Source organism: Alistipes sp. D31t1_170403_E11 (genome assembly GCF_015553985.1).
Taxonomy (GTDB): domain Bacteria; phylum Bacteroidota; class Bacteroidia; order Bacteroidales; family Rikenellaceae; genus Alistipes; species Alistipes montrealensis.
The window spans coordinates 626,054-640,822 of the sequence record NZ_JADNHQ010000001.1; the positions used below are offsets into that span (position 1 = coordinate 626,054).

Annotated in this window: 10 protein-coding genes; 7 read left to right on the forward strand and 3 right to left on the reverse strand. The window is 57.5% G+C overall.

The features are described 5' to 3' along the window. The first annotated feature begins 6 nt into the window (after nucleotides 1–6). Both I2E69_RS02415 and gdhA read left to right on the forward strand, forming a co-directional pair. Nucleotides 7–609 carry a DUF4923 family protein gene (locus I2E69_RS02415; protein WP_229095332.1) on the forward strand — a complete coding sequence of 201 codons (603 nt, stop codon included), beginning with the start codon at nucleotides 7–9 and terminating at the stop codon, nucleotides 607–609. A gap of 250 nt (nucleotides 610–859) precedes the next feature. Then, entirely contained in the window at nucleotides 860–2,215 is a 1,356-nt protein-coding gene (gene gdhA / locus I2E69_RS02420) for an NADP-specific glutamate dehydrogenase (protein ID WP_195458550.1), read from the forward strand. Nucleotides 2,216–2,282: 67 nt separating this feature from the next. On the opposite strand, the gene I2E69_RS02425 is transcribed toward gdhA, so the two are convergent. The 3 genes from I2E69_RS02425 to asnS form a co-directional block, all read right to left on the reverse strand. After that, on the reverse strand, nucleotides 2,283–2,891 hold the full coding sequence (locus tag I2E69_RS02425; RefSeq protein WP_195458551.1) for a hypothetical protein: 609 nt from the start codon (nucleotides 2,889–2,891) through the stop codon (nucleotides 2,283–2,285). A 161-nt stretch (nucleotides 2,892–3,052) separates the two neighbouring features. Continuing rightward, entirely contained in the window at nucleotides 3,053–4,477 is a 1,425-nt protein-coding gene (gene rpoN, locus I2E69_RS02430; RefSeq protein WP_195458552.1) for an RNA polymerase factor sigma-54, read from the reverse strand. A 67-nt stretch (nucleotides 4,478–4,544) separates the two neighbouring features. Beyond that, nucleotides 4,545–5,933: an asparagine--tRNA ligase gene (asnS, locus tag I2E69_RS02435; RefSeq protein ID WP_195458553.1), complete on the reverse strand. Its 1,389-nt coding sequence runs from the start codon at nucleotides 5,931–5,933 to the stop codon at nucleotides 4,545–4,547. 114 nt (nucleotides 5,934–6,047) lie between these two features. Between asnS and I2E69_RS02440 the strand changes: the two genes are divergently transcribed. The 5 genes from I2E69_RS02440 to I2E69_RS02460 all read left to right on the forward strand — a co-directional run bounded on the left by I2E69_RS02440 (nucleotide 6,048) and on the right by I2E69_RS02460 (nucleotide 14,755). Then, entirely contained in the window at nucleotides 6,048–7,385 is a 1,338-nt protein-coding gene (locus tag I2E69_RS02440; protein ID WP_195458554.1) for a glycoside hydrolase family 2 TIM barrel-domain containing protein, read from the forward strand. 188 nt (nucleotides 7,386–7,573) lie between these two features. Then, nucleotides 7,574–8,131 carry an RNA polymerase sigma-70 factor gene (locus tag I2E69_RS02445; RefSeq protein WP_195458555.1) on the forward strand — a complete coding sequence of 186 codons (558 nt, stop codon included), beginning with the start codon at nucleotides 7,574–7,576 and terminating at the stop codon, nucleotides 8,129–8,131. 126 nt (nucleotides 8,132–8,257) lie between these two features. Continuing rightward, nucleotides 8,258–9,241, forward strand: a complete 984-nt coding sequence (locus tag I2E69_RS02450) for a FecR family protein (protein ID WP_195458556.1) — start codon at nucleotides 8,258–8,260, stop codon at nucleotides 9,239–9,241. 236 nt (nucleotides 9,242–9,477) lie between these two features. Further along, nucleotides 9,478–12,981 carry a TonB-dependent receptor gene (locus I2E69_RS02455; protein WP_229095363.1) on the forward strand — a complete coding sequence of 1,168 codons (3,504 nt, stop codon included), beginning with the start codon at nucleotides 9,478–9,480 and terminating at the stop codon, nucleotides 12,979–12,981. A gap of 19 nt (nucleotides 12,982–13,000) precedes the next feature. After that, complete coding sequence (locus I2E69_RS02460) at nucleotides 13,001–14,755, forward strand: RagB/SusD family nutrient uptake outer membrane protein (RefSeq protein WP_195458557.1); 1,755 nt, start codon at nucleotides 13,001–13,003, stop codon at nucleotides 14,753–14,755. Nucleotides 14,756–14,769: the final 14 nt, after the last annotated feature.

The following is a 14,769-nucleotide window of genomic DNA, read 5'->3' on the forward strand; positions in this document are numbered from 1 at the left end:
CTATAGATGATGAAAAAACTGCTATTACCCCTGCTCTCCCTGCTCCTGCTCGGCGGACCGGCCGCAGCTCAGGACTGGAAAGACGCCCTGAAAAAAGCCGCCACAGCGGCCGCCGACAAAGCCACCGACGGCAAACTGACGCAATATGCCCTTACCGGAACATGGAACTATACGGGTCCGGGCGTCAAGTTCGAAGGAGGCGACATTGCCTCGGAAGTCGGCGGTGCGGCCCTCGAAACCGCCGTCGTCAAACAACTCGAAAAAGCCTACGCGAAGGCGGGAATCCGGCCCGGCGCCGGTACGTTCACCTTCTCGAAAGACGACGACACCTTTACCGCAACGCTCGGGACCCACACACTCTCGGGGACCTACGAATACGACGCTCCGACGCACGTCGTAACGCTCCACTTCGCCAAGGGAAAGTTCAACCTGGGATCGGTTCCCGGCCACGCCTACATCAGCGGCACGGAGCTGGTACTGGTCTTCCCGGTCACCAAACTCGTCGAAGTCGTAACGGCACTCGGCAGCAAGGTTTCTTATTTTTCAACGGCTACCGCATTGCTGTCGAAATACAAGAACGTCTACGTCGGTTTTGCCTTTTCGAAATAACACGGACTTTCCGGCGAAAAAAACAGAAAAAAAAATTAAAAAAAATTCAATGACGGATTTACTGCAAATCCGTCATTTTTCATTACGGATTTTTATCCCTATAACCCAACTCTTTCGCAGACAGTAAGCAAATGGAGAATCTTCGTAAATAAAATATTTTACGAATTTCTTAAAGAAGTTGCAAAACTCCGATAAATGTTCTATTTTTAGGGGCGAGAAATAACACAAACCCCTCAAAATCGAATCGCTTATGAACGAACAAGCCCAACAGTACGTCGAAGATTTCATGGCCCGGTTGATTACACGTAATCCCGGAGAGCCGGAATTTCACCAGGCCGTCCGCGAGGTGGCCGAATCGCTGGCGCCCCACATCGTAACCAGCCCCATCCTGCAGAAAATGAAGGTGCTGGAACGCATTGCCGAACCCGAGCGCGTGATCATATTCCGCGTACCCTGGCTCAACGACAAAGGCGAAATCGAAATCAACCGCGGTTACCGCATCCAGATGAACAGCGCCATCGGTCCCTACAAGGGAGGTATCCGTTTCCACCCCTCGGTGAATCTCTCGATCCTCAAATTCCTGGCTTTCGAGCAGACCTTCAAGAACAGCCTCACGACGCTCCCGATGGGCGGCGGCAAAGGCGGTTCTGATTTCAACCCGAAGGGCAAGTCAGACAACGAAGTGATGAAATTCTGCCAGTCGTTCATGACCGAACTGCAGCGCCACATCGGCCAGGACACCGACGTTCCGGCAGGTGACATCGGCGTCGGCGGCCGTGAAATCGGCTTCATGTTCGGCCAGTACAAGCGCCTGCGCGACGAATTCACCGGCACGCTCACCGGCAAGGGCCGCGACTGGGGTGGCAGCCCGCTGCGCCCCGAAGCCACGGGCTACGGAACCTGCTATTTCGCCCAGGAAATGCTCGCCACGCGCAACGACTCGTTCAAGGGCAAGACCGTCTGCATCTCCGGCTCGGGCAACGTCGCCCAGTATGCCTGCCAAAAGGCTACGGAGCTGGGCGCCAAGGTCGTGACGCTCTCCGACTCGTCGGGTTACATCCACGATCCCGAAGGCATCAGCCCCGAGAAACTGGAATACGTCATGGAACTGAAAAATATCTTCCGCGGCCGTATCAAGGAGTACGCCGACAAGTATCCGTCGGCAACCTACTACCCCGGCGAACGTCCGTGGAGCGTAAAGTGCGACATCGCCATGCCGTGCGCCACGCAGAACGAACTGAACGGCGACGAAGCGCAGGCATTGGTTTCCAACGGCTGCATGTGCGTAGCCGAAGGCGCCAACATGCCCTCGACGCCCGACGCCATCCGCATCTTCCAGCAGAACAAACTGCTCTATGCCCCGGGCAAGGCAGCTAATGCCGGCGGTGTGGCCACTTCGGGACTCGAAATGACCCAGAACTCGATGCGCCTCACCTGGTCGCCCGAGGAGGTCGACGCCAAGTTGAAATCCATCATGCAGAATATCCACTCAGTCTGTGTCCAGTACGGAACCCAGGCCGACGGTTATATCAACTACGTCGTGGGCGCCAACATCGGCGGTTTCATGAAGGTTGCCAACGCCATGCTCGCCCAGGGCTGCGTTTAGATCACGGCAACAACACAAAAAAACCGGTCGGGGTATCCCGACCGGTTTTTTGTTTATATACGGAACCTTACAGAAAAAGTACCGCAAGGAGGGCTACGGCAAAACCGCCGCAGAACCCGGCCAGCACCTGCCGGCCGTTATGGCATCCGAGGTAGAGGCGCGCCGATGCGAGCGCCCCCGCGCAGAGGATCGTAACCATGAGGGGAACAAGCATGTTGCCTACGCCGACGACGTTCATCACCACGAGCAGCGCCACGACGGCCCCCATACCCGTAAGGTGGAGGCTGATTTTCCAATAGAACGACACCACGAGGCACAGCACTTCGCAGCAGGCTGCGGCAATCATAAATTTACGCAGGAAAATCGCCGAAGGGATTTTCGCAATGGTAATGGCGCACAGCACATAGCAGACAGCCCCGACGAGCAGCGGCAGGAACCGCTCCCTCCTGTCGTCGACCCGGTAATCGGAGATGCGGCCCAGCGAGCGCAGCACGCCGAGCGACAGGATCGGAATAACAATCGCATAGAGCGCCACCACCCACAGCAGGTAGAACTTCACATTGGGAGGATAGTGCGCGAAAGTGGTCATCGTCAGCAGCACCGCCATCAGGTAGATAGGCAGCAGAAACGGGTGCAGGACCCAGGATATGCCGGTCGAAAGTTTCGTGTAATTCATGCGTTCCATTTATTTACATAATCCGGCGCGATCTTCACGGCGAAATTCCGGGTGCGTCGCGACAAGACCCCGCCTAAGGCGTTTTTTGGGAGTAGGTCCGATTTGCAAACGACGCCAAAGGCGGCGGCAACAACGGCGGACAGCGATCCGACCGCCCACTTTTATATCTGCTTCCGCAAGCGTGCTACGGGTATTCCAAGCATCTCGCGGTATTTGGCTACGGTACGCCGCGCGATGCGGTAACCCTTCGAATTGAGGATGTCCATCAGCGTCTCGTCGGTCAGCGGGCGGCGTTTGTCCTCCTCGTCGATGCACTGCTGGAGGATGTTCTTGATCTCGTAGCTCGATACCTCCTCGCCCGAATCGGTCTGCATGGCCTCCGAGAAGAGCGATTTAAGGAGGATGATCCCGAACTGCGTCTGCACATACTTGCTGTTTACCACACGCGAAATGGTCGACACGTCGAGCCCCGTGCGATCGGCGATGTCCTTGAGGATCATCGGACGCAGTTTCGACTTGTCGCCGTCCTTGAAATACTCCTGCTGGTAGTCCAAGATGGTCTGCATCGTGCGCATCAACGTATCGTGCCGCTGCTTGATGGCCGAAATAAACCACTTCGCGGAGTCGATCTTGTTCTTTACGAACTGGATAGCCTCCTTGTCCTTCTCCTTGACCAGTCCGTCGGCCCCCACCATCTCGCGGATCATCTCCATATAGCGGCGGTTGACGCGCACCTCGGGAACGTTGTAGGAGTTCAGCGAGAGGCTGAACCGCCCGTCCTGGTAGTCGAGGATAAAATCGGGAATAATATAAGGCGTGGTATCCATGCCGCCCCCGGTGTAGAGGTTCCCGGGCTTGGGCGACAGGTGCTTGATCTCGGCGATCGCATCGCGGAAATCGTCCTCGGAAATTTGCAGCCGCGCCATCAACTTCTCGTAGTGCTTCTTGACGAATTCGTCGAAGTAGTTGGTGAGAATCTTTTTGGCCAGCCGCCGCGAACGGGTGTTGATCGGCATCTGGGCCATTTGCAACAGCAGGCATTCGCGCAGATCACGGGCCCCGATGCCCGCCGGTTCGAGTTCGTGGATGATTCCGAGCAGGTGCTCCAACTCTTCGGCCGTCGTTTCGAGGCCCATCGTGAAGGCGATGTCGTCGGCCACGGACTCCAGGTCGCGGCGCAGGTAACCGTCCTCGTCGATGCTGCCGATCAGGTAGACCGCCAGCCGCATGTCGCGCTCCGGAAGGTTGCGGTAGCCCAGTTGTTCGACGAGGTATTCCTGCATCGAACGCCCTTCGGTCAGGTAGACCGGGCGCTGCTTGTCGTCCTTCGAAAAATTGTTGATGCGACTCTTGTACGACGGCGTGTCGTCTTCACGGAGGTATTCGTCGACGGAAATCTGCTGGGGCTGCTGCTCCTCGTCTTCCGTCGAACGCTCCTCTTCTTCCAGCACGATATTGTCTTCGATTTCCTGTTTGATACGCTGTTCGAGCTGCACGGTGGGCAGTTCCAACAGCTTGATCATCTGGATTTGCTGCGGAGAGAGCTTCTGCTGAAGCGAAAGTACCTGTTTCTGATTAATAGCCATATTGGGTCCAAATTAAGAATTACAGCATTCTAATTTGGTCTCTTCATCATTCGGGTTTGGTTTCTTCTTAAAAATCAGCGTGCTGCGGCGTACGCGGGAACGGCTGCACGTCACGGATATTGGTCATGCCCGTCACGAAAAGCAACAGCCGGTCGAAGCCCAGGCCGAAGCCCGAGTGGGGAGCGGAACCCCAGCGGCGGGTATCGAGATACCACCAGAGCTCCTTCTCGCTCATGCCTAATTCGGTAACTCTTGCATGAAGTTTGCCATAGTCGGCCTCACGCTCCGAACCGCCGATAATTTCGCCGATTCCGGGGAACAATACGTCCATAGCGCGTACCGTCTTGCCGTCGTCGTTCTGCTTCATGTAGAACGCTTTGATATCCTTCGGGTAGTTGATCAGGATAACCGGACGCTTGAAGTGCTCCTCGACGAGGTAACGCTCGTGCTCGGACTGCAAGTCGCAGCCCCAGTCGCAGGGAAATTCGAACTTGCGGCCCGAAGCCTTCAGGATTTCGATACCCTCGGTATAGTCGAGGCGCTTGAAATCGTTGTGCAACACGAAGTTCAAACGTTCCAGCAGTCCCTGGTCCCACATCTTGTTCATAAATTCGAGGTCCTCCCGGCAGTTGTCCAGTGCATACTGAATGAGGTATTTGAGGAAATCCTCGGCCAGTTCCATGTTGTCCTCCAACTCGTAGAAGGCCGCTTCGGGCTCGATCATCCAGAATTCCGACGCATGACGCGGGGTATTCGAGTTTTCGGCACGGAACGTGGGGCCGAAAGTGTAGATGCGGCCCAGCGACAGCGCCCCCAACTCGCCTTCGAGCTGGCCCGACACGGTCAGGTTGCACGACTTGCCGAAGAAGTCCTGCGCATAGTCGATCTTGCCCTCCTCGGTCCGGGGAAGGTTGTTCAGGTCGAGCGTGGTCACCTGGAACATCGCACCGGCGCCTTCGCAGTCCGAAGCGGTAATGATCGGGGTATGGAAGTAGTAAAAACCGTTTTTGTTGAAATATTCATGAATGGCGTAGGCCATGGCATGACGGATGCGGAGCACCGCCCCGAAGGTGTTGGTGCGCGGACGCAGGTAAGCGATATCGCGCAGGAACTCCAGCGAGTGGCCCTTCTTTTGCAAAGGATAGGTATCGGGATCGGCCGTGCCGTAAACCTCGATCTTTTCGGCCTGGACTTCGACGCCCTGCCCCGAACCCGGAGATGCGACCAGACGACCGTCGACACGCAGACATGCGCCCGTAGTCACCGGCTTGAGCTGCTCCTCGGCGATCTTCGCCAGATCGACCACTACCTGTATATTACCTACGCACGACCCGTCGTTCAGGGCGATGAACGCCACGTTCTTGTTACCGCGCTTGGTGCGCACCCAACCTTTGACGACGACATCGGTATCGACAGCGCCCGACTTCAGAATTTCTACGATTCTCTGCGTTTTCATATCTTGATTATATCTGTATTTTCAGTGGTTTTTCCTGAATTGACAAAGTTAGCGATTATTTGTGATTTGTCAAAAAAAAAGTACCTTTGTCCGAGTCATACACCCCTGTAAACGATGAAACGAACGATATTGACGGCTGCATTGGCAGCCTGCACACTCTCTGCGGCAGCGCAGATGGAGGAGAGGAACCCGGTCCCGATGGCAGCCGCAGGGGGCCGCGTCTACCGCACGGAAGTCGTCCCTTACGATGCACGCCACGACGCCGAAGCCCGCAACCGCGAGGCCGGAGGCTACTGGATGGCCTTCAATCCCGAAATAGCAGCGGCAGCAGACGCCGTGTCGATCGTGGGACAGGAGATCGAAATCCCCTACGTCTGGACCGACGGCGACGTTTACCTGCACCTCGAAAACACCCGTTCGGCCTATACGCTGTTGGTCAACGACCAGGTCGTGGCCGAGGTCGAGGACTCTGCGACACCCGCCGAATTCGAACTTACGCCCTACATCCGCCAGGGCAAAAACTCGCTGAAACTGATCCTGCGCAACGCCGCAGCCGAGCAGCTCAACGCCATTCCCGCCAAACGCAAACCCTTCGAAAACAGCTACCTCTACTACCAGAACAAACGTTCGATCGGCGACTTCGAAATCGCACTCGTCCCCGACTCGACCCGTAAGTTCGGCATCCTGGACCTGGCGATCGTGGCCCGCAACTCGTACAACTACGAAGAACCCGTCACCGTCGGCTACGACATCTACTCGCCGCAGGGCAAACTGCTCGAATTCAACATGACCGAGATCACGATCCCGGGCCGTTCGACCGACACGGTGCGTTTCAGTCCCTTCATTTACCACACCTACGAAAACAAATGGGAGGCCGGGAGTAAAACGCCGCCGCTCTACAAAGTGATGCTTTTCACGCGCCGCAACGGGGTTTACAAGGAGTACATGCCGATGAAGATCGGCTTCGGCAAGACCGAACTCATCGACGGACGCATTATGCGGCTGGGCAAGGAACTTAAACTGGTCAAGGCGGAATACAACGCCGCTGCCGACCGCAAGACGACGCTCGCAGAACTCAAAGCACTGAAGGCCGGCGGCAAAAACACCATTTGCCCGGATTATCCCCAGCCGGCATGGTTCTACGAACTGTGCGACGAACTGGGACTTTACGTCATCGACCGGGCCAATATCAACGCCCCGCAGCGGAGCGGCGACCGCACGGTCGGAGGCACGCCCTCGAACGACCCGAAATTCGTCGGCGACTACCTCGAACGCGTGAAGGCGATGTACTACCGTTCGCGCAATTTTACCTGCGTCATCGCCTATGAACTGGGCGGTCCTTCGGGCAACGGCTACAACATGTACAAAGCCTACGAATGGCTCAAATCGGTCGAAAAGTCGCGGCCGGTGATCTACGCCGACGCCGACGGCGAGTGGAATTCGGACTTGTAGGGAACAGCTATCAAGCAATTAACAGACAACGCTTTAAGCTACATTGACCGACAGTTCAAAAACTGCCGGTCAATTTTTTTTATCATTTTGTAACCCGATTGTGTTCCATCTTTGAAAAAATCTTTCATATCTTTGATCACGGCCATCGACGGCTAAAACAGTACCGCAAACGACACAAACAGCGTCCCATGAAGTTCATTTTCGGCAGGCAGCAAAACGACAGCGAGTTGATCTCGGCGATCATCCGGGGCGACGTGAACGCTTACGAACAACTCTTCGTGCGCTACTACCCCACGCTGCTGCACTTCATCCGCGGAATGCTCAAGGACGACCACATGTCGGAAGACATCGCCCAGAACATCTTCATGAAACTCTGGATTCACCGCGAGAAACTCGACAGCACCCAGTCGGTGAAGAACTACCTGTTCGTACTGGCCAAACACGAAATCTACAACATCTTCAAAGCCAAGCGGACCACCATGCTCTCGCTGCTGCCCCAACTGAGCGACCGCGACATCGCGGACCGCGCCGGTTCCGCGGAGGAGCAGTACAACTACACGGAACTGAATGCGCTGCTGATGCAGGGCATCTCGAAAATGCCGCCCCAGCGGCAACTGATTTTCCGCATGAGTCGTTACGAACACCTCTCCAACCGTGAAATCGCCGAGCGCCTGGGGCTCTCGGTACGCACCGTCGACAAGCACATCGAGCTGGCTTTAAAGGACCTTCACAGCACGCTCTGTTGATTTTTCCGATTTTTTTCACTTTTTTTGTAGTTCCGGTTACGTAACAGGGGCCGCTTCGTTGTTCTTTATACAGCAGGATGAGCGGAGGAAGGCTCCGCATCCGGCGGCGAACAGAGAAAAGGACCTATGACCAAGTTAAACGAATATTTCGACAACGAACTCTCCGCACAGGAGCAGCTCGAAGTGCAGATGTGGCTCGCAGAGCACGGCGAAAACCCGGACCCGGAGACACAGTTGGCCGAACTTTTCGACGGCCTGCACGTCGATGACGATACGGCAGCCCGTGCGGCTTTCGGACGTGTCGCCCACCGGCTGGGGATCGCCGGAGGGCAGAAGCCCGCAGCATCGCACCGCGCACGCATCGTTACATGGAGCCAGCGTATCGCCGCGGTGCTCGTCATTCCGCTGCTGTGCGCCGTCTGGCTGCTCTACGCCGACCGCCAGCCCGGAGTCGAATGGCTCGAACAGCAGGTTCCCTACGGCGAAACCGCCGAACTGGCGCTTCCCGACGGCACGCTCCTGCACCTGAACTCCGGCAGCCGCATCACCTACCCGTCGGCATTTACAGGCAAAGAGCGCCGCATCTTCGTCGAAGGCGAAATATTCGCCGACGTGGCGAAAAATCCCCGCAAGCCCTTCATCATCCAATCGGGCGAAGTCGGCATCCGCGTCCTGGGGACCAAATTCAACTTCAAATCCTATACGAACACCGATTGCGTCGAGGTGTTGCTGGTAGAAGGGTCCGTCCAGTTCGACATCAACACCAAAGCGCGCAAGCAGCAGTTGGTGATGAAACCGGGCGACATGGTGCAGTACGACCGCGCCTCGGGCGACATCGACCTTACGTCGTTCCGCCCCGGCTACTTCAAGTCCTTCGCCGAAAACAGGGCCATCCACTTCTTCAACCTGCGCATGCGCGACATTGCGGCCGACCTCGAACGCCTGTTCGGCACGCAGATCGTCATTCTCGATGAAACACTTGCCCAGGCGCGCTATTTCGCCTATTTCACCAACAACGAAAATCTGGACCAGATACTATCCGCTATCAATTCCAATCATAAGATGCAAGTCCTGCGTCGCGACGGAGTCATCTACCTCTCGTCAAACTGATCCCGCTGAATTCTTCCCAAAACCAACCGAACGCAAAACCGAAACGCCTATGAATAATTAACGACAATTTCCTTCATCAGCTTCCTTTTCTGTTTCTTTTCTGTGACCCGCCCGGATGCCACCGACCCCGGCATGCCCGCACCTAAACTAGAACCTTAAATAAACCTATCATGGGAAACGACTACAATCGTCGGGGAACTCGCTTTGCGAGACTCCTCTACCTGGTTATTCTCTGTATGTTACTCAGCCCTGCGGCAGCCCTTGCGCAGGAAAAGGGAATCAACCTCGAGTTGAAGAACGTGACCGTTCAGGAGGCCGTAGCCACGCTGAACCGTACGGAAAACTACTCCATCATCATCAGTTCGGACGAAGTGGACCTCGGCAAACGCATCTCCGTTTCGGCCAAAAACGCAACCATCCGCGAAGTCCTCGACCAGGTATTCGCCGGGCAGGAGGTAACCTGCACCATCGACGGACGCCGCATCTCCGTCACCAAGAAACAACCCGCGGCTCCCGCTAAAACGGCTGCGGCCGCAAACACCCTGCACGGACGGGTGACCGATGTCAAAGGACAGCCGATCATCGCCGCGACAGTCGCTGTCGAAGGGACTTCGAAAGGCACGCTGACGGGTATAGACGGCGATTTTGAACTGAAGGATGTAAAACTCCCGGCCAAAATCAACGTCTCCTACCTGGGTTATATCTCCCAGACCGTAGAGATCAAGGCGGGAGGTGGAAACGCCCCGCTCGAAATCGTCCTGAAAGAGTCGGATAACCTGATGGACGAAGTGGTGGTCGTGGGCTACGGTACGCAGCGCAGGGCCAACCTCTCGGGCGCCGTAGCTACCATCAGCGGCAAAGACCTCAACGCCCGCCCGGTGGTTTCGGCCGCCAACGCCCTGCAGGGCGCCGACCCCTCGGTCAACATCACCTTCGGCACGGGTTCGCCCGAATCGGCTTACAGCATCAACATCCGCGGTTCGGTGTCGCTCAACACCGGGTCGCCGCTCGTGCTGGCCGACGGTGTGGAGGTGAGCCTCAGCCAGATCAATCCCAACGACATCGAATCGGTATCGGTCCTCAAGGACGCTTCGTCGTGCGCCATCTACGGCGCCAAGGCTTCGGCCGGCGTAGTACTCATCACCACCAAGGCGGGTAAGAAAGGCGAACGCGCGCGCGTCTCCTACAACGGACGCTTCGGATGGGCCAAAAACACCACCTCGACCGACTTCATCACCACCGGCTACGACCACGTACGCATCGTCAACCAGTTCATGAACGATTCGTCGGACGGCACGATGAACATTTTCCGCTACACCGAGGAGAACGGCGGACTGCAGAAACTCTACGACCGCCGCAACGACCGTACGGAGCACCCGGACCGTCCATGGGTCGAAGTGGGCGACGACGGCAAGTACTACTATTACGGCAATTTCGACTGGTACGGCTATTTCTATAACCGCGTGCGCACGCAGCAGGAGCACAACCTCTCGCTCTCGGGCGGCACGGACAAGGTGACCTATTACGCCAGCGGCCGTATCTACCAGCAGTACGGCATGTTCAACATCAACAAGGACAAGTACACCGACTACGCCTTCCGCACGAAGGTATCGGCCCAGATGACCCCGTGGCTGAAATACTCGAACAACATCAGCTTCGACACCTCCGGGTACAAATACGGCGGCCACTCGGATTACGAGGGCACGATCAACGCCCTGCAGTCGAACATCTGCGCCGCGTTCGTCCCGTTCAACCCCGACGGTACGATCGTACAGTATGTCAACCAGTTGGGCAAGAACTCCCCGATCGGCGCAGGCCGCGGCGGACAGATGAGCGCCGACCGTTCGAAGAACTCGAAGGAGAACCGCTACCTGACGCTCTCGAACCAGTTCGACATCACGATCCTCAAAAAGCTCGTCGTCACGGCGGCCTACGACTACCGCCAGCGCGACCGGCTCTACAAATACCGCAACAACACGTTCGAATATTCGCGCCAGCAGGGTGTTATGGAGACCTTCACTTCGGGTTCGGTCGAGAACTCCTACCGCGAGGTGCACTACGGGTACAAAGGCCATAACGTCAACATCTACGGCACGTATGAAAATACGTGGGGCGGCCATCATTTCAAAGCTACCGCCGGCGGCCAGTACGAGGACTACCGCTCCACGTCGCTCGACGTGAAGCAAACCGGCCTGTCGAGCGACAACATCGACTCGTTCACCGTGGCAACGGGTCCCATTACCCTCTCGCAGTCGATCTCGGCCTATCGCACGCTGGGTTTCTTCGGCCGCGTGAACTACGACTACGACGGCAAATACATCTTCGAGGCGAGCGCCCGCGGCGACGGCTCGTCGCGCTTCGAGCCGGACCACCGCTGGGGCTTCTTCCCCTCGGCTTCGGCTGCGTGGCGTATCAGCGAGGAGTCGTTCTTCGAACCCGTGCGCGACGTGATGAACAACCTCAAGCTGCGTCTCTCGGTGGGCAGCCTGGGCAACCAGCAGGTAGCCAACTACGCCTACATCGAACAGATCAGTACCGACAACCAGATGTCCTACACCTTCGACGGACTGGAGAAAGGCTATTACGCCAACGTCTCCGACCCCTTGTCGTCGGGACTGACGTGGGAGACCGTGACCACCTATGACGTGGGTCTCGACGTGGGCCTGCTGAACGGCCGCCTCAACCTCACGGGCGATTACTACATCCGCGACACGAAGGACATGCTTACCACTTCGCTCACCCTGCCCGACGTTTTCGGCGCCAAAACCCCGAAAGCCAACTGCGCCAACCTGCGCACCAAAGGCTGGGAGATCACCCTGGGCTGGCAGGACGAATTCCAGTTGGCGGGAAGCGCCTTCTCGTACAACGTTTCGGCTTCGATCGGCGACTACATCACCAAAATCACCAAATACAACAACCCCGACCGGCTGATCTCGGACCACTACGTGGGCAAGACGCTGGGTGAAATCTGGGGTTACCATGTCGACGGACTGTTCAAAACCGACCGCGAAGCGGCCGAGTACCAGGCCACGATCGACGACAAGGCGGTCAACAACCGCGTCTACCAGTGTAAGGGTCCGGCCGGCAACCGCCTGCGCGCCGGCGACGTGCGCTTTGCCGACCTCGACGGCGACAACGTCATCTCCGAAGGTTCGGGCACGGTGGACGATCCGGGCGACAAGCGCATCATAGGCAACTCGCTGCCGCGTTACAGCTACTCGTTCCGCTTGGGCTTCAACTGGATGGGCTTCGACGTGTCGGCCTTCTTCCAGGGCATCGGACGCCGCGACTGGTATCCGGCAGCCGGACAGGCATCCTACGACTTCTGGGGCCCCTATGCCTTCCCGCCCACCTCGTTCATCCACAAGGATTTCTATTCGAACTGCTGGTCGGAAGACAACCGCAACGCCTACTTCCCCCGTCCGCGTGGTTACAACGCCTATTCGGGCGGTTCGCTGGGCGAGAAAAACGACCGCTACATCCAGAATCTCGCCTACCTACGCCTGAAAAACCTCACGATCGGTTACACCGTGCCGCAGAAACTCACGCGCAAAATCGGCATCGACCGCGCCCGTGTCTACTTCTCGGGCGAGAACCTCTGCTACTGGTCGCCGCTGAAACGATACAACAAGACCATCGACCCCGAACTGGCAGGATCGTCGAGCACCAACCAAAAGGATTCGGGAACGGGCTATGCCTACCCCAGGACCCTCTCGGTAGGCGTCGACATCAACTTCTAACGCATAAAGAGAACGACAGATGAAAACACTGTACAAAATACTGGTGACGATGCTGCTGGGAGCGGCATGCGCCGGCTGCGATTTGACCCTCATCCCCGAAGATACGGTCACCCCGCAGACCTTCTTCAAGTCCGAAGTAGACCTACGCCTATGGACCAACCAGTTCTACACGATGCTCGACTCGCCCGACAGCGCCGCCGGACTCAATGCCGACGACATGGTGGACAAGAGCATGGGCGACGTGATTTCGGGAACCCGCATGGCCTCCGACGAGTCCGGCTGGACCTGGACCGCCCTGCGCAAGGTCAACTATTACCTGCAAAACTCGCACAACTGCACCGACGAGGCGGCCCGCACGAAATACGACGGTGTGGCCTACTTCTTCCGCGCCTACTTCTACTACGTGAAAGTGCGGCGTTACGGCGACGTACCCTGGTACGACAAAGTGATCGGCTCCGAGGAGGAGGACCTGCTGAAAAAGCCCCGCGAGGACCGCGGAATCATCATGGACCATGTGATGTCGGACCTCGACAACGCCATCGCCATGCTGCCGCGCGACAAGGAGGTGGCACGCGTGACCCGCTGGTCGGCGCTGGCCTTCAAGTCCCGGGCGGCGCTTTACGAAGGCACATGGCGCAAATACCGCAACCTGCCCGACGCCGAGAAATACCTCGAGCAGGCGGCCGACGCCGCAGCGACCTTCATCGCCGAGAGCGGTTATTCGATCTACAAAGAGGGCACGGAACCTTACCGCGACCTTTTCTGCAGCGACAACGCCAAGTCGTCCGAGGTCATCCTGGCCCGCCTCTACAACTTCGAAGGGCTGAACCTCGCGCATAGTCTGCAGTTCAACATCCGCAACGGCGCGCAGGGCTTCACCCGCCGCTTCATGAACCATTACCTGATGGCCGACGGCTCGCGCTTCACCGAAAAACAGGGATATGAAACGATGTTCTACACCGAAGAGACCGAAGGGCGCGATCCGCGTATGGTGCAGACCGTGCTCTGCCCGGGCTATGTAGCCAAAGGCGAAAGTTCGGCCACGCCCAACGACATGACGGCGATGACGGGCTACGAGCCGATCAAGTTCGTATCGACGGCGGCCCACAGCGGCGCTTCGAAAGGCACGTCCGACTGGGCGCTGTTCCGCACGGCGGAGGTTTACCTCAACTACGCCGAAGCCAAAGCCGAACTGGGCACGCTGACGCAGGACGACCTGACCATCTCGATCGACAAAATCCGCGACCGCATCGGAATGGACGGACTCGACATGGCGGCAGCCAACGCCGATCCCGATCCGTTCCTCCTGGCCTGCTACCCCAACGTCACCAAAAGCGCCAACACGGGCGTGATCCTCGAAATCCGCCGGGAACGCACCGTCGAAATGGTCATGGAAGGCCAGCGCATGTGGGACATGTTCCGCTGGAAAGAAGGTGCGCAGATGGTCAACGAAACGACACCCTACTACGGCATCTACTTCCCCGGCCCGGGCCTTTACGACATGGACGGCGACGGCAGGAACGATCTGGAACTCTACGCCACACAGCAGACCAGCGTACCGGCCGACGGACTGACGGTGCTGAAGATCGGATCGGACATCGTCCTTTCCGACGCGGCTAACAACCGCGGTTACGTCGTAGCCTGGAGCGCCCTGAAATACACCTGGACCGAGGAACGCGACTACCTGTGGCCGATTCCGGCCGACCAGCGCGTACTGACGGGCGGCCTGCTGACCCAGAACCCCGGATGGACCGACAGCACCAATTTCGACTGATGCTTTTTGCAACC